Origin of the sequence: Bacillus multifaciens (assembly GCF_030756675.1) — a bacterium.
Lineage (GTDB): Bacteria > Bacillota > Bacilli > Bacillales > Bacillaceae_G > Bacillus_A > Bacillus_A multifaciens.
In genome coordinates this window covers 39481-66480 of the sequence record NZ_JAVBXD010000024.1, presented here as the reverse complement: position 1 = coordinate 66480, position 27000 = coordinate 39481, and the positions used below count along the sequence as shown (strand labels likewise).

General features: G+C 32.6%; 24 protein-coding genes. 19 read left to right on the top strand and 5 right to left on the bottom strand.

Annotated features, from left to right (window positions below):
• Positions 1–49: 49 nt before the first annotated feature.
• From Q9306_RS15640 to Q9306_RS15590, 12 genes are all read left to right on the top strand, one after another.
• The gene (locus Q9306_RS15640; protein ID WP_306200088.1) at positions 50–1966 is read left to right on the top strand and encodes a hypothetical protein; all 1917 of its coding nucleotides are present in this window, start codon (positions 50–52) and stop codon (positions 1964–1966) included.
• A gap of 136 nt (positions 1967–2102) precedes the next feature.
• Positions 2103–3713 (top strand): recombinase family protein, encoded by a 1611-nt coding sequence (locus tag Q9306_RS15635; RefSeq protein ID WP_306200085.1) that lies wholly within the window; start codon positions 2103–2105, stop codon positions 3711–3713.
• 38 nt (positions 3714–3751) lie between these two features.
• A complete protein-coding gene (locus Q9306_RS15630; protein WP_306200082.1) occupies positions 3752–4312 on the top strand; it encodes a lecithin retinol acyltransferase family protein in 561 nt (186 codons plus the stop codon).
• Between the two features lie 159 nt (positions 4313–4471).
• Complete coding sequence (radC, locus tag Q9306_RS15625; RefSeq protein WP_306200079.1) at positions 4472–4987, top strand: RadC family protein; 516 nt, start codon at positions 4472–4474, stop codon at positions 4985–4987.
• A gap of 153 nt (positions 4988–5140) precedes the next feature.
• Positions 5141–6013 carry an outer membrane protein assembly factor BamD gene (locus tag Q9306_RS15620; protein ID WP_306200077.1) on the top strand — a complete coding sequence of 291 codons (873 nt, stop codon included), beginning with the start codon at positions 5141–5143 and terminating at the stop codon, positions 6011–6013.
• A 431-nt stretch (positions 6014–6444) separates the two neighbouring features.
• Entirely contained in the window at positions 6445–6705 is a 261-nt protein-coding gene (locus tag Q9306_RS15615) for a hypothetical protein (protein ID WP_306200074.1), read from the top strand.
• On the top strand, positions 6692–7306 hold the full coding sequence (locus tag Q9306_RS15610; protein ID WP_306200071.1) for a hypothetical protein: 615 nt from the start codon (positions 6692–6694) through the stop codon (positions 7304–7306). Before Q9306_RS15615 ends, Q9306_RS15610 begins: the two co-directional genes overlap by 14 nt.
• Positions 7306–7539 (top strand): ABC-three component system middle component 6, encoded by a 234-nt coding sequence (locus Q9306_RS24660; protein ID WP_371932390.1) that lies wholly within the window; start codon positions 7306–7308, stop codon positions 7537–7539. The genes Q9306_RS15610 and Q9306_RS24660 overlap by 1 nt, the downstream gene beginning before the upstream one ends.
• Complete coding sequence (locus Q9306_RS15605) at positions 7533–9242, top strand: DUF2326 domain-containing protein (protein ID WP_306200069.1); 1710 nt, start codon at positions 7533–7535, stop codon at positions 9240–9242. Before Q9306_RS24660 ends, Q9306_RS15605 begins: the two co-directional genes overlap by 7 nt.
• 232 nt (positions 9243–9474) lie before the next feature.
• Complete coding sequence (locus tag Q9306_RS15600; RefSeq protein WP_306200066.1) at positions 9475–10908, top strand: DUF262 domain-containing protein; 1434 nt, start codon at positions 9475–9477, stop codon at positions 10906–10908.
• Positions 10886–11968 (top strand): AAA family ATPase, encoded by a 1083-nt coding sequence (locus tag Q9306_RS15595; protein WP_306200063.1) that lies wholly within the window; start codon positions 10886–10888, stop codon positions 11966–11968. Before Q9306_RS15600 ends, Q9306_RS15595 begins: the two co-directional genes overlap by 23 nt.
• Positions 11968–12834: a hypothetical protein gene (locus Q9306_RS15590; RefSeq protein WP_306200061.1), complete on the top strand. Its 867-nt coding sequence runs from the start codon at positions 11968–11970 to the stop codon at positions 12832–12834. The genes Q9306_RS15595 and Q9306_RS15590 overlap by 1 nt, the downstream gene beginning before the upstream one ends.
• A 262-nt stretch (positions 12835–13096) precedes the next feature.
• On the opposite strand, the gene Q9306_RS15585 is transcribed toward Q9306_RS15590, so the two are convergent.
• The gene (locus Q9306_RS15585; protein WP_306200056.1) at positions 13097–14542 is read right to left on the bottom strand and encodes a L,D-transpeptidase family protein; all 1446 of its coding nucleotides are present in this window, start codon (positions 14540–14542) and stop codon (positions 13097–13099) included.
• Between the two features lie 792 nt (positions 14543–15334).
• On the opposite strand from Q9306_RS15585, the gene Q9306_RS15580 reads away from it, so the two are divergent.
• From Q9306_RS15580 to truA, 3 genes are all read left to right on the top strand, one after another.
• Positions 15335–16174 carry a DnaD domain-containing protein gene (locus tag Q9306_RS15580; protein WP_306200053.1) on the top strand — a complete coding sequence of 280 codons (840 nt, stop codon included), beginning with the start codon at positions 15335–15337 and terminating at the stop codon, positions 16172–16174.
• 494 nt (positions 16175–16668) lie between these two features.
• Positions 16669–18597, top strand: coding sequence for a ribosomal protection-like ABC-F family protein (abc-f, locus tag Q9306_RS15575; protein WP_306200050.1), 1929 nt, complete (start codon positions 16669–16671; stop codon positions 18595–18597).
• Positions 18598–18776: 179 nt separating this feature from the next.
• Positions 18777–19514, top strand: coding sequence for a tRNA pseudouridine(38-40) synthase TruA (gene truA, locus Q9306_RS15570; protein WP_306200048.1), 738 nt, complete (start codon positions 18777–18779; stop codon positions 19512–19514).
• Between the two features lie 242 nt (positions 19515–19756).
• Here the strand turns inward: truA and Q9306_RS15565 are convergent, their stop codons facing one another.
• A complete protein-coding gene (locus Q9306_RS15565) occupies positions 19757–21160 on the bottom strand; it encodes a sigma-54 interaction domain-containing protein (RefSeq protein WP_306200045.1) in 1404 nt (467 codons plus the stop codon).
• Between the two features lie 281 nt (positions 21161–21441).
• Between Q9306_RS15565 and Q9306_RS15560 the strand changes: the two genes are divergently transcribed.
• Together Q9306_RS15560 and Q9306_RS15555 are read left to right on the top strand one after the other, a co-directional pair.
• Positions 21442–21696, top strand: a complete 255-nt coding sequence (locus Q9306_RS15560; protein WP_098917627.1) for a biotin/lipoyl attachment domain-containing protein — start codon at positions 21442–21444, stop codon at positions 21694–21696.
• A 417-nt stretch (positions 21697–22113) separates the two neighbouring features.
• Entirely contained in the window at positions 22114–23529 is a 1416-nt protein-coding gene (locus Q9306_RS15555) for an amino acid permease (RefSeq protein WP_306200040.1), read from the top strand.
• Between the two features lie 61 nt (positions 23530–23590).
• Here Q9306_RS15555 and Q9306_RS15550 read toward each other — a convergent pair whose 3' ends face one another.
• Positions 23591–24259 carry a DUF1232 domain-containing protein gene (locus tag Q9306_RS15550; protein ID WP_306200038.1) on the bottom strand — a complete coding sequence of 223 codons (669 nt, stop codon included), beginning with the start codon at positions 24257–24259 and terminating at the stop codon, positions 23591–23593.
• Positions 24260–24386: 127 nt separating this feature from the next.
• On the opposite strand from Q9306_RS15550, the gene Q9306_RS15545 reads away from it, so the two are divergent.
• Positions 24387–24995, top strand: a complete 609-nt coding sequence (locus Q9306_RS15545) for a manganese efflux pump (RefSeq protein ID WP_306200035.1) — start codon at positions 24387–24389, stop codon at positions 24993–24995.
• Positions 24996–25302: 307 nt separating this feature from the next.
• The gene (locus Q9306_RS15540) at positions 25303–25461 is read left to right on the top strand and encodes a hypothetical protein (protein ID WP_020061179.1); all 159 of its coding nucleotides are present in this window, start codon (positions 25303–25305) and stop codon (positions 25459–25461) included.
• Positions 25462–25490: 29 nt separating this feature from the next.
• On the opposite strand, the gene Q9306_RS15535 is transcribed toward Q9306_RS15540, so the two are convergent.
• Both Q9306_RS15535 and glsA read right to left on the bottom strand, forming a co-directional pair.
• Positions 25491–25832, bottom strand: a complete 342-nt coding sequence (locus tag Q9306_RS15535) for a DUF3969 family protein (protein ID WP_306200029.1) — start codon at positions 25830–25832, stop codon at positions 25491–25493.
• A gap of 157 nt (positions 25833–25989) precedes the next feature.
• Entirely contained in the window at positions 25990–26919 is a 930-nt protein-coding gene (gene glsA, locus Q9306_RS15530; RefSeq protein WP_306200026.1) for a glutaminase A, read from the bottom strand.
• Positions 26920–27000 lie beyond the last annotated feature (81 nt).

The following is a 27000-nucleotide window of genomic DNA, read 5'->3' as shown; positions in this document are numbered from 1 at the left end:
GTTTTACAAGTTAATATTAGAGTGTAAAACAATTAGGAGGTAAGAATTTATGAAAGACCCAAAAATTAGAAGAGTTAAAGTGAATCGTATTGATCAAGAAAAACATGTAGATGTAGATTTTCACAAAAATGTGGGGTTGGAAAATTTTAAGAAGACTATATTTAAAAGTAAAAAAGACCAAATTAAAAATAGAGAGAAGGAGGGCTTCCAAAAAGAAAAACAAATTAGCATAGAAAAGATTAAAGCGTGGTATGAAACTAATGAATATCTTATTAATGAAGAAGGAGAACTTTGTTATAAGAAAGATAAAAAAATTATTAAGTTATGTAATATGGTCATAATCCCTGTGACTCAAGTTATTATTACTGATGGAATTCATGAAGAAAAGTATTTGGAGTTAACAGGAATTTTAAATGGTGATAGGAAATTACCGAATATTAGAGTAAAACTATATGATTTAAGAAACTCAAATTGGATAGAAAATAGATGGGGAATTCAATGTATTCTGTATCCTACAAGTAAGTGTTATGAAAAAATTTTGTGTGCAATAAAGCTTGCATGTAAAGATATAGAAACTAAAAGTATATATAAAACCATTGGGTGGTCTAAAATAGGGAAAAATTACGTGTATTTACACGGTAATGGGGCTATAGGAAAAGAAAGTTCTATGTTGGTACATGACAGTTTAAATAAATTTACTTTAGTTGTAGATGGGGAAGTTAGTAAAAGTAAAGTGTATAAAAAATCGTTACAGTTGTTAGAAATAGCGTCTATGGATGTAACGTTACCTTTATTTTGTTTTACGATCCTTTCAACCGTTAATACACTATTAAAATTGAATAATTTAGAACCTAAATTTACTTTGTGGCTATATGGAGAAACAGGAAGTAGGAAAACGACATTAGCGAGTCTATTTTTTAATATATTTAATCAGCAATTAGCTTCAGAGATACCAGCTAATTTTAAAGATACTAAGACAGCATTAGAAATAAAAATGTTTGAATATAAAGATTGTGTATTGTTGGTAGATGATTATCATCCTACAGATAAATTATCTGAGAAAAAGGATATGGAAGATAAGGCTGAATTTATTTTAAGAATGTATGGAGATAGAATAAAAAAATCACGTAGTAATATTAATTTAACAAAACAAAGGGAATTTATGACAAGGGGATTATGTGCAATAACAGCTGAGGATGCAATTAGTATTCAATCTAATATGGCAAGATGTATTAGTGTACCTATAGAGAAGGATTGCGTGGATTTAGACAAATTAACTAAATTTCAAAAGATGCCCCTTATGTTTCCGACAGCAATTTATAATTTTATAAATTGGTTAACGGATTATATAAATAAGGAAAAATGTTTACCAAATTTAGATTTAGATGAATTTCGAGAGAAATATAGAAACGCAGATATTCATTTTAGATTAATTGATAGTGTTTGGTCTTTAAAATATGCGTATCGTTTATATTTAAAATATGGAGTAACCATTGGGAAAATTGAGATAGAGGAAGCAGAAGAAAGATTAGAAATAGCTGAAAATATATTTATTAAGCTTATCAAGAATCAGCATACTGAAATGAAAACAGAGAATCCTTTGAATATGTATCTAAATACAATCGAAGAATTAATAATATCTAATAAAATGCCTTTAAAGAAATTAGGGAAAGAAAGCGGATCACAACAATATGGTTGGTATGATGACGAATATTATTACTTGATACCTGGAATGACATATAATACTGTACTTGCGTTTTGGGAGAAGAGAAATAAGGTTTTTCCTTTAACAATAAAAAAGCTACATGATCGGTTATATCAAATAGGAATTATTGAGATTGATGAAAGTTCTAATAGGAAGTGTCCAAAAGTTACTGTAGCAAAAGGGGAAAGAATTAGGGTATTAAAAATAAATAGAAAAAGACTAGAGTTATATATAAATCAAAGTGGGCAAGTGGGCTTATAAGTAACAATGATATTTTCAAGTAAATATTATATATGTGAAAGGTGATAAATTATGCAAGACTCTTCGTATAGTTTGTTAATTGACTTATTAAGTAATTTATTAGAGGAATCATTAAAGGAAATTGGAGGAGAGTAAGATGATACAAGTAGTAATTTATGCAAGGGTATCTACAGCTGAACAGGCTGAAGAAGGGTATTCAATTGATGCACAATTAGATGTAGTAAAAAAGAGATGTGAACAGGAAGGAAGGATAGTGGTAGATCAGTACATTGATAGAGGAATTAGTGGAAAGGCTATGGAGAACCGCCCTGATTTACAAAGATTATTAAAGGATGCAAAAGAAAGTAAGTTTCAGGAAATATGGGTGTGGAAAACTAACAGATTAGCTAGAAATCACTTAGATCTTTTAAAAATTGTAGATGAATTAGATAAAAATAATGTGGGCTTTAAGAGCTGTAGTGAGGCATTTGATACTGCAACGCCTACTGGAAAACTACTTATGAATGTATTAGCTTCTATAGGAGAATTTGAACGGGAAAGTATTGTGGAAAATGTAAAAATGGGGATGAAGCAGAGAGCTAGAGAAGGAAAGTGGAATGGGGGCATTGTATTAGGATATAATACTGTAAAAATAGATAAGACTGAAAGTAAAACGAAATTAGAAATAGAAGAAAAGGAAGCATTTATTGTAAAAGAAATATTTAATTTATATGCAGAAGGACGTGGACTAAAAGCTATTACAAACTTAGTGAATAAGTTGGGGTATAGGACTAAGAAAGGAAACTTTTTCACACCTATTGCTATCCGTACTATTTTGTTAAATCCTATTTATATAGGAAAAATAAGATATAATGTGAGGGAAAATTGGAGTGAGAAAAGACGTAGAGGAATAAATAAAAATCCTATTTATACTAATGGAAATCATGATCCTATAATTTCATTAGATTTATGGAATAGGGTACAGGAGCTATATAAGAAAAAATCTCAAAAACCTAAAAGGCTATTCGATGGTATCTTTCCTTTGACAGGTTTAATTAAATGTCCTATGTGTGGAGCTCCTATGGTAGCTGGTAGAGTAAAAAGAAAATTAAAGGATGGGAACGTAAATATTATTAGATATTATCAATGTGGAGCTTGGAGAAATAAAGGAACAGCAGTATGTCGTTCGAATGGAGTTAGAGCAGATAAAATTGAGAAACTTGTTTTTAAAAGAATAAATCAAATAGTGTTAAACGATAAAATCCTAAAAGATACTGTAAGCAAATTAAATGATAATACACACAATAAGATTAAACCATTAGAAGAAGAATTAAATATAACTAACAAAAATATACAAAGTCTTGAGAAAAAGAAAAATAGGGTTTTTGATTTATATGAGGAAGGAATAATTGCAAAAGAGGTATTAACTAGCAGACTTGAACATATTTCAAATGAAATAGAAATGAATTTGGCCCAGAAAGTTCATATTGAAAAAGAATTACAGCAAAATACATCAAACCCTATCCAAGTGGATACAGTAAAAAAGCTGTTGACTAGTTTTCATCATTTAATAGAGACAATAGAACCAGCAAAACGAAAGTTAATACTACAGTTAATAATAACTAAAATAAATATTAATAATAACAGAGAATTAGATTCTATAGTTATACATATTAATGAACAAATTGAGAAATATATTTTGGGTGTAGAAGAAGGTGGAACCTCGCAACAGGTTCCATCTTCTTTTGGTTTTACGATAATAATTTAAGTTGTTTTTCAATTATAAGTGATAAGGAGGAGCGAATATTGGCGAATAAGGGAGCGGTTATTAGAGTTTCAATTTTAAGGGGAACAAACTTACTTCCAGAGCATTATGGTATATATGATGGTGATGGATGGGTATATCATTTTACAGGAGATAGTATTAGAAATGCTAGAATCAAATTTACTACTTTAAAAGAGTTTGAAAAAGGTGGAACAGCGTATATAGAAAAGGTATATAATGCAAAATATGATGCAGAAGAGATTATTAGAAGAGCATCTAGCCAAGTAGGTAGCAGATTTGGAGGATACAATTTGTTAGAAAATAATTGTGAACACTTTGTATGTTGGTGTGTGACAGGAATTAGACAGTCTAAGCAGACTTTCAATGTGAATCCAGAAGATGATAAAAGAGATATAGTAGAAAAGGCAATAGATGCAGTTTTTGATCCTATAATTCTTGCAGGAAAAGCGCTTGATAAAAAATTAGGATTGGAAGATAAGGTGGAAGAAGAGAAGAAGGATGTAGTAGAAACAGCGATAGATGCAGTTTTTAATCCTTTAATCAAATTTGGTAATCGGATAGATAGGTTATTTAAACTGTAGGAAAAAGTAATTATAGTTGTAAAAAAGGAGCCTTTTTGTAAATTTCCTTTTTACATAACATGAAGAGGATGATTCCACGAGTGAATCATCCTCTTTTCAATTTTCTTTATATCTATAACTGATTATAAATACAATTAATGAAAATATGGAGGGATTAGCATGAATAAGTACAAAGCTAAAAAAGAAGAACAAATGGAATTGATTAAAGAAGGGGAAATAACAACAAAGGCAGTAGTTGCAAAAAGAGTGAATATTATTTCTCTAAAAATGGTAAGGGAAAATAGTTTCTTATATCCTGAAAGACGTGTTCGATCATCTGAAGATGCATTTAACTTAGTAAAAAAATTTTTAGTGGATAGTGATAGGGAATACTTTTTAGTTGCCTGTCTAGATACAAAAAATCAACCAACAGCAATTAATATTTGTCATGTAGGAAGTTTAAATGCAAGTATCGTTCATCCTAGAGAGGTGATGAAACCTGCAATTTTATCTAATTCAGCTTCTATTATTGTTGCTCATAATCATCCAAGCTCTGATCCTACACCTAGTAGAGAGGATATTGAGGTCACTAAGCGATTAGTTAAAGCGGGTGAGGTTGTAGGAATAGCTGTTTTAGATCATTTAATCGTAGGGATTGATAGGTATGTGTCTTTGAAGGAGAAAGGATATATTTGAAGAGGGAACCTTAATCAGTAAAAGGTTTGGAGAAATTACAAATATATGCTTTAAAGTGCGTAATGATAAATTGTAAAATTTATATAATATTATAAAATAATGGTATGATTATTGGGTTAGAAGATATATTCATAATAATAGGGGAGAGAGATCATGAAGCTTAGAATTTTAGGGACTATATGTGCATGTTTTATTTTATTGGCAGGATGTGGAGATAAAACGGCTGACAAGGCAATAGAACAAGGGAAATTGGCACTAGCTAATAAGGAGTACGATAAGGCACTTGCCTCATTTAGTTTAGCATTAGATGAAAAGAGTGACGAAGCAAAAGTTTTACATACACAAACGAAAAAAATGATAGATGCAATGAAGGCAAAAGATGAACAAAAATGGGATGAAGCGAATAAACTTCTTGGAGAGGTAGAGGGAACTAAAGGTGGTGTAAGCTCCCTTAAAGAAGATGCTAAAAAAATGAAAAATGAACTAAAGGCTAGTAAAGAAACTTTGGAGAAATACAATAATCGGCTAACTCAAGCGCAAGAATTAATAAATAATAAATCTTTAAATGAGGCAAAACAGCTATTAAGTAGCGTTCAGCAAGAAACAGCGACAAATGAAAAATTAAAAGAATATAATCAAAAAGCTACACAACTAATGGTGACAGTAGATGCAGAACTTACGAAAGTAGAAGCTGAGAAAAAAATGAAGGAAGCCGAGGGAAAAAAGCAAGCTGAAGAGAAAAAGAAGGCTGAAGAAAAGAAAAAAGTTGACATAAAAAGTGATGATGAAGCGATAACATATGTAGAAAAGGCATTAAAAAAATATTTAGCAGAGAAAGGTTATGACCTAGATATAAAGGAGGTATTGATTACACCTCTGTCACATATGAATACAGAACGGGGGTTTGGAGGTACTATTGATGATAATTCTAAGGAAACACATACTAGTCATATTGCAAATTATCATGTTGGATTTGATGGTTCTGTTACAATAATGGAAGTAGCGGGTGGGAGTTATCAGTATTAGTTAGATGTATCTTTATACTATATAATCGGTTGTATTATAAATAATGTTAGATTAAAGCCGTTAGAATTGAAATAACAATTTTAACGGCTGCTTTTATTAGTTAAAATTGTTATTCAGATACATTTTAAGGGCGGATATTCGGCTTATACAAGCTAATTTATGGAATGGTATTGATAATGCCATTAATTATTGTAACGATATCAATTAATTGGAACGTTATAAATTTAAAAATCTTTCTACCAATTGGCAGAAGGATAATGGATATAGTCTTTATACTATAACTTTTTTATTTACTATTATAGGGTCGAGTACACGTTTAATAACTTTAAATTTATTAATGTAAAGTTATTAAATTTAAAGTTAGCTATCTTGAACCGTGTAAAAAAATGTTAATATTAGTTGAGAACTTAGAAGGAGAGAGGTAATAAAATATGGATATTCTTATGATGATAATTAGTCTTATTTCAATGATTGCAACTGTAATTTCTTGTGTGATTGCAGTAAGAGCAAAAAATGAATCGAAAAAGATATTGAATAAGGTGGAGCATAGTATATCTAACACTGGAAATCAGAAAATAAAAGATACGAGTGTTAAAAATGAAGGTGATATAAAGATTGATAATGAAGGTACCAATAAGGGTGTAATGGCAGGGGTCGTAACAGGGGGAATAAAGAATAGTGATAGAAAATAGTGGTGATGTCTCATTAAGCAATTCAGGCGAAAATAGGGGTGTAATGGCTAATATAGTGAATGGTAATATTTACAATATTCAAAGAGAGAGAAAAAAAATACCATCATTAATTCCAAGGATTATAGAAAAATTAGCCGAGTTAACAAATTTACCTGATGAAGAAATAGACAAGATGTATAAAGTGAATATGGAAGATTTAACCTCATATGATATACCTAAAAAAATCACACATAATCGGTTGATTAAGTACAGTTACATTGTAGAAGAATACTCTCAGTATGGGAGAATTTGTGAAGAGGCTTTCAATATATTAGATAATAATAATATAGGGATTAAAGACAAGATTTTAAGAGATATTACCCTTCTATATAAAGAGTGTAGGGGACAATTACTATTGCGCTATAGGGATAGTGAAATGGAGTTAATTGATATCATTAGGAAACATGCAGATGATGTAATAGAATATGTAAGAGAGAAATTAGAGGAACGAATTATCACGGATGATAGTACAAATATTTTAATAGAGGATTTAAATATAGGCTTAATTAGAATAATTTGTTATGCCTTTGTAGAATGTAAAATTTTAGAGAAACCTAGGTGATGGATATGATTATAAATTTAAATAGGGAACCTAAATATTCATTATATAATATAGGATCAATTATAATAAAACAATTGAAAGATAGTAAAAATATGGATATAGGAGTTCTATATAGTAAGATACGTTTAGAGATAGATCAAAATTTACATATAGATTTTTTATACTATGCCTTAGATTGGTTATATATGTTGTCGATAATTGAGATTGATGAAAATAGGGTGGTATTATGCTAATAAAAAAATTAATTGTTAGAAAAACCCATCCGAATTATGAAATTATACGAGAGATTGACTTTAATTTAAAAGGATTGAGTTTAATTGTAGATAACACTAGTGATTTAGCAGAAGATAGTGGGAATAATGTAGGGAAAACTACAGCAATAAAAATTATTGATCTATGCTTAGGTGGTAAATCAGTTAAATCATTATATTATGATTCTGATACTAAGAGTGAAAATACAGAGATTAAGTTGTTTTTAAATGAAAATAAAGTAGAAGCAGAACTTATACTTATAGATAGCAGAGAAAATAAGGTAAGTATTATTAGGCAACTATTTACTAGGGGAAAGAAATTTATTAATGGTGTACCAGAGGTAGAGAAAGATTTTTGGTTTGAATTAAAAAAAATATTGTTTAATTCATGTGAAGAGCATCCAACATTAAGACAATTAATTCCTAAATTTGTTAGAGTAGATGATACAACTTCAGGAAATATGATTAAATATTTACCTGGTTCGAATTTTAATACTACGTATGATACGATCTATTTATTTTTATTAGATATCCTAAAGGATGAATTATTAAATAAAAAAGATAATTTGTCCACTCAACTTCAGGAATGTGAAAAGAAGCTTAAATTTTATGAGAAAGATGTTAATATATCTTCGTTAGATAGTTTAAAACAAAGGAAAGAATTAATAGAAGATGAATTAACTATTTTAATCATAAAGAGAAGAGAATTAGATTATATGGAGACATATAAAGAGGAATTACAAAAAAAGAGAGAATTAACAGCTAAAATAAATGAATTAGAAGAATATATTCAACTCATAGAGTTTGATATTAGTTCAATACATAAAAGCATTGTAAAGTTAAAGAACGAAAAAAGTAATGTTAATGCCCAACAAATTAGACAACTTTATAATGAGGCAAGAGTATATATTGATAATTTAGAAAAAACGTATGAGGAAGTATTAATTTTTCATAATACAATGATTCAAAATAGGATTGATTTTATAGCAAATCAATTGGATTCTAAAAAGGATGACTTAGCTGAAGTTTTGAAAATTAGGGATATTTTATTGGAGGAAAAGAAACAAATAACTATAGATATATTGGATGAGGGTCTATTAGATGAGTTGAATGTAATGAATACTAAGATAGAGTTTTTAAATATAGAAATAGGTGGAATTGAACAATCCTTAAAAATCTTAGAAGGTGCTGAAAGAGAAAGAACGTCTTTAGTTAGTCAAATTAAAGAAGTGAATAAACAAATGAATCCAGACATTATTAATGAAAAAATAAAAGTGTTTAATAAATACTTTTCCTTGTATTGTGAAAAACTATATGGTGAAAAATATTTATTTGTCTATAACAACAATTGGAAAGAGCAAAAAAAATTCCCTGTTTCTTTAGATTCTTTTAAGGGGAATGTTGGAACAGGCATGAAAAAAGGGGTCATAGTAGCATTTGATTTAGCATACATGAAGTATGCAGAAGTAATGGATATTAGTGCCCCACAATTTGTAATTCACGATAAATTAGAGAATACACATATTAATCAGTTAAAAACTATATTTGAGTTATGTCAGGAAATTAATGGTCAATATATAATACCTATTCTAAGAGAACGAGTAGATAAATTAGATGCAAATGTAATTGAAAAAGCAAAAGTATTAGAATTAAGCATGGATAACAAATTTTTCAAGGTGAAGTAAACTTTATTATGTATAAAGTGATTGTTTAAGGTAGAGTGTTCGCAGTTAAAGATTATACAGTGAAGCTTATCACAAATAGGGAAGGTCTTCTAAATAGATTGTTTTAGTACGATAAAAATCTAAATATTACACTAGAATTTATGGGGAAATAAAGATAATAGGATTCTAATAATGAAAAATTAATTTTATATTGAACTCAATTATTAAAATCGGTAAAGTGAGGTGCAATTAAATGGGGTTTATAAACAATGTTAGGATAGAAATTACATTGGATGGGGAAATTGAAGTGTTAAATTTTTCTAGAAAAAAGTCCTCAGATAGTGAATATTTTACTGAATCTGGGTTAACTTTAATGGCAATTACTGATAATAAAGCTTATTGTTATGATGCTAAAAGAATTGATAATAGGGATTATCTTAATGAATATACAGAAATGATAATACAACTTTTTATTAATCAGTACAATGAATCAGTTAAACTCATGATTGAAAATCTAGAAAGTGGAATTGAATCGACGCAAGAAGATGTGGAAAATGATCCTAATATAACTGTGCCGTATGATCCAAATTCTATAAGAGTAACACAGGGGCGTTTCTCTTTAAGAGAAATATTTGAAATGATTAATGGTACAGAATATGATGAATCAATATTAGATTTATCACCAGACTTTCAAAGAAACTATGTATGGGATAATACGAGGAAATCTCGTTTAATTGAATCAATTTTATTAAAAATCCCTTTACCAGTATTTTATCTAGCTAGAAGTAAAGAAGGAAAATATCAAGTTGTAGATGGTGTACAACGCTTATCGGTTATAAATGAATTCTTCTCAAATGGTTTTAAATTAAGAAATTTAGAATATTTAAAAGAGGAATGCGACCAAAAATATTTTCAAAAAGAGAACAATGCTTCATTACATCCTAAATTTGTTAGGCATTTAAGATCATATCAAATAGATTGTAATATTATTGAACCTGATACACCTAATAGGGTTAAATCGGATATATTTAAAAGATTAAACACAGGTGGTAGGAGCTTAAATAACCAAGAAATTAGAAATTCAATATTAAGAAAAGAATCAAGAGATTTTGTTAGGGATTTAGCTAATTCTAATGAGTTTAAATTGGCAACTAATAATAGTGTTAAACCAAAAAGAATGATGGATCAAGAATTAGTTATTAGATTTATTGGTTTTTATTTTGTTTATAAACGACCAAGTTGGTTTCCACAACTTCGTTATAATGGAATAATGGATGAATTTTTAGATAATGTCGTTGAAATTTTAAATAATGAATTCAAAGCAGTTCCTTTTAATATTATAAAAGCAGATTTTATGTTGGCTATGGAAAATGCGTTTACTTTATTTGAAGATTATGCGTTTAGAAAAGTGAAAATTGATTATAATACATATTATAAAAATATGATTAATAAATCTTTATTTACTGCTTTTTCAGTATTACTTTCAAATTATGATAGCATTGTTGTTAATGAAAAAGGAAATGTTATTAAAGATTTTGCAAAATGGCTACAGAAAGAAGAGTACCTGTTTGAATCAATTACATATGGTACAAATGATAGATCTAGAATTGATACAACATTTATGCTTGTCGAAAAATTTTTAGTCGGAATTTTTGGAGGTAGCGATGATAAAAAGTATAAAGATTAAGAACTTTAAATGTTTCAAAGAAAATGATGTAAAGATGAATAAAGCTAATCTTTTATTAGGAACTAATTCTGGAGGTAAATCTTCACTGATTCAAGCGCTATTGCTTTCAAAAATGTCTTTAGAATGTGATATGCAGGATGTAAATAAAAGTATAGATTTAATAACTAATGATTACGGATTAAACCTATACTCCTTTGATGAGATTCTTTATGAAGATGCTGGAGATAATCTGTTCAGTCTGGAATTAAATTACGGGGATTATACATCAACTATTGAATATAAACCGACTGACGATAATAATGTTGTTAAATTGAATTTTACTGGGGAGATAAATAAATTTACAAATGCATTAACTTATTTAAGTGCAGATAGATCGATTTCTAGATATCAAAAGAGTGGCGATGTTCACAGTATACGATTAGGCGAAACTAATGAATATTTAGGTTATATTATTGAGAAAGGACGCCACGATAAATTTATAAAAATTAATAAGAATCGTAATCATTGGGATCATAAAGACACCATTATTTTGGATATACAGATAAATGATTGGCTGAATTATATATTGCCCAAAAGTAGAGTGACTGCAACAAATAAAGGTACAGATAATCATCTTTCTTTATTATTTGGTGAAAAGGATTCACTACACCAAACTAATGTAGGTTATGGGATTTCTTTTATTCTACCAATAATTGTTGCTGGTTTAATAGCAGATGAGGGCTCTATTTTAATTGTTGAAAATCCAGAATTACATTTACATCCCAAAGCTCAATCTAATATTGCTGCTTTTTTAGGAGTGATTGCAGCATCTGGAGTACAAGTTGTCATTGAAACACATAGTGAACATATCGTAAATGGATTTAGAAAAGCTATTTTATATGATAAAAATCCATTAAAGCCTTCGGATTTAGTTATAAATTATTTTAATGTGGATAAAATTTGTCATATTGAAGAGATAGCATTAAATGATAAAGCAGAAATAACTCATTGGCCTACTGGTTTTATGGATCAAGAAGAAAATGATTTGTTTGAAATTAGAAAAATGAGGTTGAAAAAATAATGGGGAAAATGGTACTTAAAAACGAAAAGTTTTTAGAACTATTGAATGGTAGTGAAAATGAGCTAAAAGATTTTGTTTCAACCCTCCAATTATTAAAAGAATTATCATATACAGTTATCCTATCTGATCAACTTTTAGAAGAAATTTTTGAAGTATTGCATATTTTAAAAAATAAAGAAGATATAAAGATTATAAATAAAATATTTGAAAAGATGTTTAGTTATGTAGAAACCACTGAGCATGATCAGTGTATAAGAAAGCTTAATAATTTAGCACAAGAAGAATCAGATTCATTTAAAGAAATATTAAGAAATGACCAGTATTTTGATCACGATGTTAATGAAATAGGCTATATGTTGGATATAGGAGTTAATTTAAGAAATATATTTGAATTGGAACATCTAAAACAAGTTCTTTTATTATTTTCTAAGCGAATACATGATATAGACGGATTTGTAAAAGAATTAAAACTGATTCTCTCTGAAGTAGTATTTGATGAAAATCTTGAAAGTTCAATAGAAGAGTTAAATGATGGTTTTGATGCAAGGAAGAACGAAATTATTTATCATTTGTATTGTATCCAGAATGAAATACCTGAAATTATTAGTGGACATATAAGTGGATACCAAAATATTGGGGATGCAATGTCGTTGGATTGTAGCCCTGAACGAAGTAGAGAAACGGTTAAACATAAATTAGTAAAACGAGTTAACGGAATAGATATCAATTGCGAACTACATACAAAAATGAAAAAAATGTCTACTGAGGCGCCAGATAGAATTTATTTTTGCCCTTGTATTCCAGAAGGTATTGATAGTGAAATGGAAGGGAAAATATTAATTTATAAAATTACAAAACACGTTTAATAATTACAATCTGTGAAACTATAAGCTTAAAGTTAAAGGAGAAAATTGTAATAAAAGTAAGCGCAATAAGTATAGAGTGAACTTTTAAATAGAGTAGTATTTTTAGATTGTTAATGACAAAATTAAAGAATTATAAATCAACTGATTCTTTTGATTTACCGCTAAATATATCACGGTGAACCGCACTATAAGTAAAAAAAGAAGCAGAAAATCACTCGCGATTTCCTGCTTCTTTATTTTTATAAAGAAAATACTTGATATGTTAGTACACGACAACTGGTTCATGAGTACTGAGATTATCATAAACAGTTTTCGCAACACTAGGAGGAAGGTTAACACATCCGCCCGAACCTCCTGTTAAATAGGCATTATTTGCCCAGTTTGTCCGCCAAGCGGCATCGTGGAATCCTTGTCCGCCGTTTGTGAACGGAGCCCAGTAATCTACCTTAACGGAATAATCTGGTTTACCTACTGCGCTGCCTTTGAGTGTGTACGGTGATCGTTTATAAAGGACGTACCACACTCCCGGTGATGTATCTTCACTCGTGCTATGTTTACCAGTTACTACATTCGTTGAGACTGCTAATTGTCCATCTTTGTAAATCCAAATTTGCTGTTCTGCAATTGATACTTCCGCATACGTGTCTCCAATGCCATTATTCGCTGTTGTTTCATAACCGATGCCTTCATTATCCCAGCCATTTCCGCGAATATTAGAAGCAGAAAGAGATTTTTCGCCTTTTTCAAAGGCTTGTTGGATTTGCTTTGTTTCTTTTTCAACATCTAGTGCCCAGCCATAGCCTTGTCCTTTTACTGATATGACCGAACCAGAATGAGTTTTAAATGTGAAGTCTTTATTTAATGTTGATTTATCATTATTAATTTTAGCAACCTTATTCTTAATGTCGCTCGCATCGATTGTAACTTTCATATCTTTTGACATAGAGGCATTTTGAATTAAATCTTTCGCTTTTAAAGAGTAAACTTCATTTTGTACCTTATAATCAACAGACTGTTGAAGAAGATCCTGTAGTGCCTTCTCCTCTTTTTTTACAATCGGATCGTTTTCTTTAATAGGCTGTATGTATACAGGCTTCAAATGGATTTCACTTTTATGCTTTTGCTTGTCGTAATCTTTTAATAGACTAGCAACATCATACTGTTTTCCGTCAACGCCTTTTGAGATAATAACTTTGCCCTGTTCGAGCTTTGCCATAGCATCTTGAGGAGCTTTTAAACCTTTATTCATAGATAAGAGCTTTTCTTCTACAAGTTTTTTCATTGTTTCACTTCGATACTGGTCTGCCTTTTCCGTTAGCAGCGAATAATTTTTTTCCTTTGAGGAAGGGAAAAATGTCCACTGGCTTTTTAATAGTTTCTTAACTTGAGGAAAATCTTTTTCCGTAAGTTCCGTTTGCGTATCTTTTTCATCTAAAATTTGTTGTTGGCCAACATAAACTTTGTTTTCTAATCCAGATGTTTTTAATTTCTGTATTGCTTGATCAGCAGTCAGACCGCCGACTTTTGTGTCATTAATTGTAACCTGTGAATTGAAACGAGTTGCCTGATAATAACTCATTCCCCCAAGGAGAAGTGCAATTATACCGCCACCCGCTGTGATAAGTTTCCAATTTGTAGAGCGTTTGCGTGAGTTTACCCGTTTTTTATCAACTTCTTCAACTGATTCATTTAGCGTATTGTTGTTCATAAATCTTTCCTCCGTATATATCAACGTCAACCGATTTAAAACTAAAACCATTGACTAGTGTACCTTATTATTCTTAAATTTTCATTATTTTTGACTATATAAATCAATTTTAATCTTTCAATATATAAGTTGCTGTTATGCAGACTGCAACACCACCTGTACTCGCTTTTTCCCTTTGTTTTAAAACATCGCATGTGGCAGGAAGAGGTTTTTTAATTTGGATATATATATAAGTTTTTCATATCACTCACCTCTATTTTTTTCCCAGTACATACATTAATAGAAACAGATAAAGATAAGATGCAGATAACGTAGAGATAAGTTAAAGAATAAAAAAATGTGTAGAATTAAATCTCTACACATTTTTTATAAATAGTGAAATGAATGACATATATAAGTTAAAAACGACATTATATGTTCCATATCAAGTTATGATTCCCCTAAAAAGAAAGAGATTTTTATGTCGGTTTTTTAATTTGGATATATATAGATTTTATTGTGTTGAATTGGTCAAATTTGGATTTTTTAATAGAATGACAGATAAAAATGATGGCCAAATTTTTTCGATTCACGCTGAATAGCCCCTTACAAGCTCCTTATAAGCCCCTTGCAAGTAATAAATCATTACAAAAACAAAACAAAAAAACTACTACTACAAGAATTATCCCTGAAAGAAGTAAAACCGTAGTAGTCACTTTTTAAAAATCAAATTGCCAATTTTCCTCATTCCACCTTATATCTATTAAGGAAACGGTAATTTGCTATGTGCCGCAAAAGATGGGAGGAATCAATATGGCAGTATACCGAAATGTACAGGTGAATTTTTGGCAGGATGATTTTGTATTGGAGTTAACACCAGAGGAGCGCTACTTTTACATATATTTGCTGACATGCTCTAAAACGACGCAATGCGGCATTTATTCCTTGCCGAAGCGTTTGGCGGAGATGGAAACAGGATATAACCGAGAGACTGTTGAGAAGCTGCTGCAGCGGTTTATTGACTATGGAAAAATATTATATGATCCGGAAACGAAGGAGTTATACATTAAGAACTGGCTGCGCTATAACCCAGTTACGAACACGAACGTTGAGAAATGTGTGCTGCGTGAGCTTAAGACCGTGAAAAGCAAACAGTTTGTACATATGTTTCTGCAAAAATGTTTGGAGGAAGAGATGAACATTCCGCTATTATTAGAGCATTTTGGCGTGTCTGCCCAGGATTCTCAAGCTGACGTTGAAAGCTGTGAAGCTGATGAAGAAATGACTTCCGCTGGCAATGTATTCACGTTTTATGAACAAAACTTTGGCAGCATGTCACCGTATGCAAAGGAAGAACTGAATGTGTGGATGGGTGATTTGTCAGATGAACTTGTATTAAAAGCACTCCATATTGCCCATGAAAATAATAAGCATACGCTTGCTTATGCGAAGGGTATTCTGCGGGACTGGCATGAAAAAGGATATACGAAGCTGAGTGAAGTAGAGGAAGCAGCAGTGCGATTTCGGAAGAAAGAACCGTCTGTCGTCCATGAGACTGAGAAGTTTCTAAAGGAGTGCGAAGAGTGGGAGAAACATGTACCGTCTGAAGAAGAACTCCAGAAGTTTTTGCAGGAACATAGCTGGCATCCGTGAATGAGATTGTACACTATTAATTCCATTAATTGTATTTACAAATATCGAGAAAAGTGAGACAATAAAGAAAATTCCGAAGGGGGAAAGTAAGTTATGACACCAACTAATTGCTAATATTGATATTAATTTTAAATTAATATGGATTTTATAACGAGTATCAATTTTCCTAATTTGGTTAGGTTTATTTTGTTATGCTCTTTATGGAATCAAGGCAATTTAGAAGGTAACTTACTTTACTAAAATCGGGATTATAATTTATAAGATATTTCACCTCTGTTTAGGAGGCGATATATAGGCATAACAATGTGTTTTTGACGTACACATTTTTGGCTTGTATGTAGTTATGTAAATTATATTCACAGATTATTTAGGCTGTAAGAAGACATCATCTTCTTATGGTCTTTTTATTTTTAAAAATAAAATAGTAATGAAGGTCTTCTTTGTCCTGTCCATAAAATGCGTAACTTGTATTATGGATGAAAGAAGGGAATTGCATGTTTGAGTTAACGTTAAATGGTATTAAGAAATATATGGATGCTACACTTGTTCTTAAAAATATAAGCTTTGAGATTTATGCAGGAGAGAAGGTTGGGATTGTTGGCGCAAACGGCAGCGGAAAGAGTACGATCCTGAAGTTAATTGCAGGGATAGAGCCTATGCATTATTATCCAGGTTATCCACAAACCTCAAGCTATGGATATGATGAAGGTCTTATTCATTTTCCGAGAGGGGCAACTTGTGCATATCTTGAGCAAACGCATTCGTATGCAGAAGGCTTAAGGGTGATCGATGTTTTAAACATGGCTTTTGAGGAAGTTCATTGTATAGAGAAGGAAATGCGTGTATTAGAAGAGCGAATGAAGATGTTAGCAGATAGCGATTTAGAAAAAGCTCTGCAAAAGTACAGTGACTTAGTTCAATTATATGAAGTGAAGGGCGGATATGATATAAAAGAAAAATTAGGTAAAGTTTGCACAGGGCTGAAATTTGATGAAAGCTTTTTAAATAAGGATTTTCATTTGTTGAGCGGCGGTGAAAAAACGACTGTTGTACTTGGAAAACTGTTGATTCATGATCCAGACATATTGCTGCTTGATGAACCGACAAATCATTTAGATATGGATTCCGTTGAATGGCTCGAAGGCTATTTGAAGAGCTATAAGGGAGTTGTCATTATCGTATCACATGATCGATATTTTCTAGACAATGTAGTAACAAAGATTGTAGAAATAGAGGATATGGAGTCTATTACCTATAAGGGGAACTATTCATCTTACGTGAGTCAAAAGGAAGAGAATTTACGCATTCAATATGAGCATTTTAGAGAGCAGCAAAAAAAGATCAATTCTATGGAAAAGACCGTCAAAGATTTGAGAGACTGGGCGATGAGAGCTGATAATAACAAGTTCTTTAGAAGGGCTGCTAGTATACAGAAAAAGCTTGATAAAATGGGGCGGATTGAAAAACCGATTTTTGAGAGACCGAATATGAAGATGCATGTAAAAGCTGCGCAAAGGTCTGGAAATGAAACGATTAAGGCAGTAGGACTTTCCAAAGGTTATGGAGATAAAGTAATTTTTAAGGATGCAGATGTAATGGTTCATTACGGGGAAAGAGTCGGATTAATCGGTTCGAATGGCAGCGGGAAGACTACGTTTTTAAAGATGCTTTTAGGGGAAGAGCATCCGGATCATGGTGTAGTGGAATTCGGTGCTAATGTGAAGGTAGCCTATTTACCGCAGAAACTTACCTTTAAAAATGAAGAGCTTACGGTGCTTGAATGTTTTAGAGAGGATATCTCGATATTAGAAGGAAAAGCGCGGGAATATTTATCAAAATTTATGTTTTATAAAAATAGCGTCTTCAAAAAAGTAAAACACTTATCAGGAGGAGAGAGAATTAGGCTCAAACTTGGTATGTTGTTATATCAAGATGTAAATTTATTAATACTAGATGAGCCGACAAATCATCTTGATATTGATTCGATAGAAACCCTTGAGGAAGCGCTGGAAGATTTTAAGGGAACGATATTTTTTATCTCTCACGACAGATATTTTATTAATAAAATTGGTGAAAGAGTAATTGCTATTGAGGAGCATTCCTGTAAAAGCTACCTTGGAAACTACGATTATTATAAAGGTGTAAAAGCGGAGTTAAGCCTGCAGAATGTGAAAGAACTGGTGAAAAAGAGCGTGAAGGTGAAGAAACAAAGAAGTGCTTCGGAAGGCATAAAGGAGGAAGCAGTAAAAGCTAAGGCACTAGCGAATATTGAAAGGCTTGAAGAGGAGATAAGACAACTAGATATAGCTATGGCTGCTGATCATATCGAGTATGAGGAACTCAATCAGCTATATGGTAGGAAACTTGAATTAAATCATGAACTAGATTCGGCGATGGAGTTGTGGTTAAGTTTAGGGGATTAAATTGAATCATTAAGCGTGAATACAAGAGACCGAGTAAAATCGGTCTTTTTGTATTCATTATCTACCGCAGTGCTCTGTAGCGTGGTATTTTTTCACATGAAGGTGTATATTTAGGTACAGGTAAAAGAAAGGCGGTGAATCTGTTACTAAAAACAGAATAGATTTAGTAGCAGAAAACAATGAACAACTACAAATTAACAATTCAATATGACGGCAGCCGCTATAAAGGTTGGCAGCGTCTCGGGAATAACGATAATACCATTCAAGGGAAAATAGAAAATGTAATATCTGAAATGCTAGGAAGAGAAATTGAAATCATTGGCTGCAGCAGAACGGATGCAGGTGTACATGCTCTGAATCAAGTCGCTAACTTTAAAAGTGATGAAATTTTAGTAGAACATAAAGTGAAAAAGTATTTAAATCAATACTTACCAAATGATATTAGTATTACGAATGTGGAATTAGTTCCGGAGCGTTTCCATGCCCGTTACAATTCGAAAGCGAAAACGTATTTATATAAGATTTGGAATGAAGAACATACGAATCCGTTTATGCGTAAGTACAGCATGCACGTTGGAAAAAAATTAAATGTTGAAAGCATGAAAAAAGCAGCGCAATATTTGATCGGTTCGCATGATTTTACGGCTTTCTCTAATGCGAAGTCGAAGAAAAAATCCATGGTTCGTGAAGTCTACTCTTTAGGTGTAACGGAAAAGAATGGATTCGTCGAAATTAGAGTAAGTGGAAACGGATTTCTTCATAATATGGTGAGAAAGATTGTCGGAGCGTTAATAGAAGTTGGATTAGGCCAGTTAGACGCTGAGGCGATACCGCAAATTTTAGAGGAAAAACAGCGAAATCAAATCAATTGTCTTGCTGATGCGAGTGGGTTGTATTTGGAGAAGGTTGATTTTTAGGAAAAGGACTAATTTCAGCTCCTTTTTGTGCATTTAGAATGTTGAACATTGTCGAAGTGTCTTTATTCTGTGTCGAGTCGCCGATATATCGAAAAAAGCGCCGATATATTGGAAAAGTCGCCGATATATTGAGAAAACCGCCGATATATCAGTGAACATATAATAAGGAGTTGATTTAAAAGACATCTACATCTCTTTTGAATCAGCTCCTTATTTATTTTCGCTTACAGAAATCACTAAGATTATGTATTCAGCCCATACTTTTTCAAGCGATATTGCAAGTTTTGCCTACTCAATCCTAAATATTTTGCAGCTTGCGAGATATTCCCGCTATGCTCGCTAAGAATTTCAATGATATATTCTTTTTCCATTTCTTTTATTGTGTTCTTTAAAGTTTTCGATTGATTTGTTTCCCAATTAGCTAGAGGAGGATGAATGTTGCATTCATTTTTTGTTAGCTCATAAAAACGGGTTGGGAGATGGGAGGTTGTAATCACATCCTCATCTTCAAGTAAGTTCATAGAGCCTTCAATGATGTGCTCTAATTCGCGTATATTTCCAGGCCAATCGTGTTTATAGAAAAAATTGATTACGCTGTCATCCACACCTTGCACTCGTAAACCAAACTGCATATTATATTTTTCAATAAAACGATGAAGAAGCGGTAAGATGTCTTCTTTACGCTGTCTTAAAGGCGGGAGGAATAAAGTAACGACGCTTAATCTGTAATATAAATCTTTTCGCAGGCGATTATGCGTGATCGCTTCAATCGGATCTTCATTGATTGTGGCAATGATGCGGACGTCTACTTCTTTTTCTTGTGTTCCTCCGATTCTTCGTATTGTTTTATCTTGGATTGCACGCAACAATTTAGCTTGCAGGGCTGGGCTTAACGAGTTAATTTCATCTAATAATAAAGTTCCTCCATGTGCTTCCTCAAATAAACCGGGTTTATCGATCGCCCCTGTAAAAGCTCCTTTATTTGTACCGAATAATAAGCTTTCCATTAAAGTCTCAGGAATGGCCGCGCAATTTTGCGAGATAAAAGGTTTTCCGGCACGCTTGCTTTCTTGATGAATACTCTGTGCAAATAGTTCCTTTCCAGTTCCTGTTTCTCCCACGATCAGTACAGAAGAAGAGGTACGTGTTACTCTTTTTGCTTCTGTAATAACCGATTGAATGGCGCTAGAATTACCGATTATATGATTGAAGGTAAATTTCGTATGATGACCTCGAATAGAGCTGTCTTTACTCGTTTGTCTGAATGGAGGAATCTCCTTTACGATCTCAATAGCGCCTTTAATTTTTCCATTCCTAACTATCGGAAAGGTGTCATTAATTGTTGTAATTTCTTGCCCTTTATTATTAAAATACGTTTGCTTTATATTTTTCCGCGCTTTTCCAACTGTTAATGCCTCGATAAGAGTACTATTTTGGTTTGCTTCAAATGCAAATACTTCTAAAAGATTTTTATATAGTACATCTTTATGATCCATCGATTCAATTTCCATCATTTTGCGATTATAGATGATTGTTTTTCCTTCTTCGTTAATCATGTGAATCCCAATATCAATTTCATTCAGTAATGCTTCATATAACGTATTCATTTCAACTAATTTTTTGAAATTGATTTCTTCTGTATACATGTTTCATCTTCTCCTTGTTATACCCTATGAAGACTGATTTTTCTTAATTTTAATAAAATTTTTGCGAGTATGCAAAAAAAATTTGCGTTTTTAATCTTAAAAATCTGTAAAGGAGAAGAAAGATCTTGCGTGGAATGCAGATTTTTTCAGTATGAACTCTTAATTCCAGGTAAGAAATTAGATTGGTACATATCTTGCATGAATAGTAGTTGAATCCTATAAATTTGGAGGTGAATCAATAGATTTACATGAGCACTTAATAAGAAAGAGGGGTTTAAAAGATGAAAACAGTAATAGAAAACGTGTACAGTCCTTGTTATGGCAGAGTTGCAAAATTATTTATTAATGAAAGTTCCTATGTTTATGAGTGGGAAAAATTAGCTTTAATTGAAACGATGGATGAGCGGAAAGTAGAAGTTAAAGTAGGAATCAGCGGCTATGTGGAATTGCTAGAAGTAGAAGAAGGACAAGTTATCACGAATGAAACATTATTAATAGCAGTTAGGGATGATTTATTGATCACAGGAAGTGATTAATATATAAATAAAAAAAGCAACGTAAAAACCCCCTTTCTTTTTAAGGGAGAACAGAGAGTCTGGCCATGTATAGAAGCGATTAGTGCCTTTTCCTGCCACATGCGTGGTTTAAAACAAAGGGAGAAAGCAAGTAGTGGTTATGTTGTACTATGCATAGCAGCGACTTATGTGTTGCCAAATTAAATAGATTTATAAAGTCCTTCTGGATAATGTACCGTTTTCTGATAATCTTTTAAACAATTATGGTAAATTATAAAAAAATTGTAGCAACTATCTATCGAGTTATCGGTATTTCTTTGGATTGGGAGATTTTCTTTTGAAACATCTCCCTCTTGTTACAATTCGTAATCATGAGCATGCACTTTATTCTTTTTATATTATTTTTAAAGCGTTTACATTTTTTCTAGGGAGGTTCATATGGAAAAGCAAAACCAGGAGTTAAAGCGAGAGCTAAAAAGTCGACACATATTTATGATTGCACTTGGAGGGGTTATTGGTACAGGGCTTTTCTTAGGATCTGGCTATACAATTCATGAAGCCGGACCAGGCGGTGCACTTGTCGCGTATCTTGTTGGGGGCTTTGTTATGTATTTAACGATGCTCTGCCTTGGCGAATTAGCAGTTGCCATGCCGAATGCAGGGTCTTATCAAGTGTATGCTACAAAGAATATTTCGCCTGCGGTAGGTTATGTAGTCGGTTGGATGTCATGGCTAAACTGGGCTGTTACGATAGGGATTGAGCTAATCGCAGTAAGCATTTTAATGAAGCGCTGGTTTCCGCATGCTCCATCTTGGATTTGGTGCGTTGCTTTTGCAGTACTTCTTTTTGCTATTAATGCATTATCATCACGGAGTTTTGCAGAGGTTGAGTTTTGGTTTGCGGGTATTAAAGTCATTACGATTATTGCGTTTATTATTTTAGGCGGTGAAGCGATGTTTGGTTTTTTACATATGAAGGGAAATGAAGCAGCACCGATGCTTTCAAACTTTACGGATCACGGGGGATTGTTCCCGAATGGACTGAAAGCGATTCTAGTTACAATGATTGCCGTCAACTTCTCCTTTCAGGGAACTGAAATTGTTGGGATTGCGGCTGGAGAGAGTGAAAATCCAGAGAAAACGGTTCCGAAAGCAATTAATAACACGGTTTGGCGTATATTCGTTTTCTTTATCCTTTCTATGTTTATACTTGCTGGCTTATTCCCATGGCAACAAGCAGGACTAGTAGAAAGTCCGTTTGTAGTTGTATTTGATAAAATTGGGATTCCATATGCCGCCGATATTATGAATTTTGTTATTATTACAGCGGTGTTATCAGTAGCAAATTCTGGCTTATATGCAACTTCACGTATGTTGTGGTCTATGTCGGACCAAGGGATGATCAGTCCGATTTTTGGAAAGTTATCGAAAAAGGGTGTTCCTATTTACGCATTAATCGCAAGTACAATTGTTGGTTGTCTTTCCTTATTATGTGGTATATATGCAGAAGATACTGTTTATTTATGGCTTCTTTCTATTGCAGGATTCGGTGCAATATTAGTTTGGGCATCGATTGCTTTATCAAACCTTCTAGGTAGAAGAAAGTATGTAAAACAAGGCGGAGATATTAAGGATTTGAAATTTAAAACGCCGTTATATCCGCTTGTGCCTCTTCTTTCTTTCGTATTAAATATGATCGTAATTGTGAGCATGGCTTTCATCCCAGATCAACGTATGGCATTGTATTGCGGTATTCCGTTTATGTTAGTTTGCTTACTGTTTTATCATTTTTCTAAGAAGAAAAAAGTGAAACAGGTCGAAGAAACGAATGTAAAAGAAATACACAGTTTATAAACAAAACAAAGAAAATCGGTGCATGTTGCACCGATTTTCTTTGTTATTTGTGTGGAAGGAGTCATTCTTCTTTCTCCGATTTGTTTTTCATCGCAAGTAATTTTTCCTTTGCTAATTCTACTGCAATGGCATCATCTAAGTATCCGATGGGAAATACGTAATCTGGAATAATATCTGTTGATAAAACGAAATAGAGCAAGGCACTTCCGATAATTGCCCGTTCTTGCAATGTAATCGTTTCTTTGCAAAATTGATGATACATATCTGTAAGTTGATCAATGAAAGGACCTGTACTATCAAGTTGTTGCAACTTTGTTGAGAATCCTTCATGAATCAGACGGGTTCCTTCTATTGTTTTCGCATAGCGTTCGTAATTTTCAAGTTCTTGTTTTACACGAGTTGTTGTGTACTTGTAATCAAATACGTTAGAGGATTGTAATGTGTTTTGAATGGCATCAATTGATGTATACATTTCAGTTTGGGGTTCAGTAGTTTGGTGAGGCTGTTTGGCGTATGTTGCATCATATAAGAACTGTATAGGAATTTGGAGGCATTCTGCAAACTTTTGAAGATGCTTTTTCTTCGCTTGTTGCTTTCCGTTAATAATTCGTGAAATGGTGGAAGGGTCAATATCGGTTAGCACTCCAAACTGCCGCATCGATAATGAACGCTCTTGTAACAATTCTTTTAATACCGTACCGAGTTGATGATTTATATTTTGAGTAGACATAGGTTTAGGCGCTCCTTTTTGTTTCTGAAATGTTGATATTTTATTAAAAGTATATGAAACAGACAGGCACAGTTGCTCAATATTTGCATACGATGCAATAAAAGGTGCAATAAAGGAGTGCTTATTGATGTATATAACAAGTTTGCTTCCCATTCTTTTTATTGGGATTGCTTCAAATTTAGATAATGCGGGTGTAGGCATTGCTTATGGAATTCGGAAGATTCATATCTCATGGTCCAACAATTTTATCATAGCTTTCTTTGGCTTTTTCTTTACACTTTTGGCAGGTTTTTTCGGGAATTGGCTTTCCTTGTTTATTTCAAGTGCTGCCGCTAATACGATAGGCGCTATCGTACTTGGAAGTATTGGTGTATTGGTATTATGTCAGCCGCTGCTTAGTAAAGAGGGAGGAGAAAGAAAGCAAAGCAATGTGCTGATGCGTATTTTACGTAATCCAGAAGCAGCTGATTTTGATGGGTCTAAAACAATTGGCTTTTCAGAAGCAATTGTACTTGGCGTTGCATTATCCATTAATAACATTGCAGGTGGTTTTGATGCAGGTGTGACGAATTTGAATTTGTGGATAACGGCTATAATTTCAGGTTGTTTTAGCTTCTTATGTGTTAGGTTCTGTTCGTATATCGGTAAAAAATACTTAGCGCTGTATCTAGGGAAATGGGCAACTATTATTGCTGGAGCTTTGCTTATTATCATTGCAGTTAAGCAGCTTTTGTGAAAGATATATATGTTAAAGAACAACATGAAAACTCCTTTTTTAGGAGGGGAGAGAGCATCTGGCCGTGCATAGGAACGGTCAGTAGCTTTTTCAGCCACATGCGAGATTTAAAAACAAAAGGATTAAGCGAGTAGGGCCATGCTGTATTCTGCATAACAGCAAGTATAGAGTAGAGCGGTTCTACTGCTCGCTAAGTAACGAATAAAACAATTTTCTACCATTTCCTCGGAAATACAACAAACCATTGCATATGTCGACGACCTTTTATTTATACTAACATAGAATTTAGGTAAAGGAAGGTGTTAGTATGGGCCGCGGTAAATCCTTTGATCATAAGAAAAAAGGGCACGATCATCAACCTCCAAAAGGTGCGTATATTCATAAAGATGTAAATGAACATACGTTAGAAGAGGAAGAATTACCAGTAAATATTGAAACGTATAAAAATAGTTTGAAAAAGCATTAAAAAGCACCTAAAAAGGTGCTTTTTTCTACTTACCGAATATCTTCAAATAATTGTTCCGTTTCTTCATACATTTCATAGTCGCTTAGCACTTGAATACAGCGCCATTTTAACTCTTCGATATTTTGTTCTAAATCTTCCGGGATTAAATTTTGAATGTCTTCTAATTCGATGCCAAAATGGACAATTTCTAATATTTTATCATCAATACTGCGGTCCATTAACAATTCCAGTACATCTAGATTAAATATGTATCGATAGGCTTCATCAAGGGAAACAACTTTTAATTTTAAACTTTCAACGATGCTTAATACAAAGAGAAGGATGGTCTTCTCGAGAACTGCCTGATCTTCTGTTTGAAGGATGAGTTTCATGAGCACCTCCATTTTATTTAGGATACTTTCCGTAAGAGCAAGTTAGTTAACCATTTAGAACCCTAAATGGAAATACACTAGGCTGTACTATACTATTCGGAGGTGCATGGTGAATATGCACAATTATATTGAAAAAAAGCGTCGTTTCCGACGCTTTTTAGAAAATACTCCAACCTTCTTGTTCAGAAAGTAATTCTAATATTTTAAATCCAGCAAGACTATTTCCGTTTTCATCTAGTGCAGGACCGAAAATACCAATACCCATTTCACCTTTTACACATCCTAAAATCCCGCCAGCTACACCACTTTTTGCTGGGATCCCAACACGAATTGCAAATTCCCCAGATTCGTTATACATACCACATGTCACCATAAACGTTTTACAAATTTTCGTAATGTGTTTCGGGATAATTTGCTTCTTATAATATGGATCGTAACCGTCCATTGCAAAAATGAGTCCAATACGAGCTAAGTCGATGCAACTTACTTCGATTGCACATTGGCGTGTGTAGAGGTCCATTAACTCTTCGATATCCCCATCAATGATGTTGCTTTGCTTCATATAGTAACAAAGAGAACGATTTAAATAAGCCGTTTCTAATTCAGAGATGGCCACCTTAGAAGAGTAGTTAATGGAAGGGTTAGCTGTAATCTCACGTACAAAGTGGAGGATGCGTTCCATTTTCTCTTCATTAGAATTTCCTGCAATCATACTTGTAATTGCTAGTGCTCCGGCATTAATCATTGGATTTAATGGTTTAGATGGGCTTGTTGTTTCTAGTTTAATAATAGAATTAAAAGGATCACCAGTTGGTTCCATGCCAACTTTAGAAAATACATATTCCTCACCGCAATCTAACAGTGCGAGTGCAAGTGTAATTACTTTTGAAATACTTTGAAGTGTAAAGAGTGTCTGGGATTTTCCAGCGTGAACGTAATGGCCGTCTATATGATAAATTGCAATCCCTAAGTCATCAGGATTTGCGTTTCCTAACTCAGGAATATACGTTGCAAGCTTACCTTGTTTCGTATAGGGCTGAACTTGATCTAATAATTGTTGTAAGTTGTTAGTCTCGATACACTGCATAATAAAACACCCCTAGTTGTATTAGTCATTAAATTTAACTTGCCCGACAAGCCATGGAAATAAATAATAACATGAAATAGA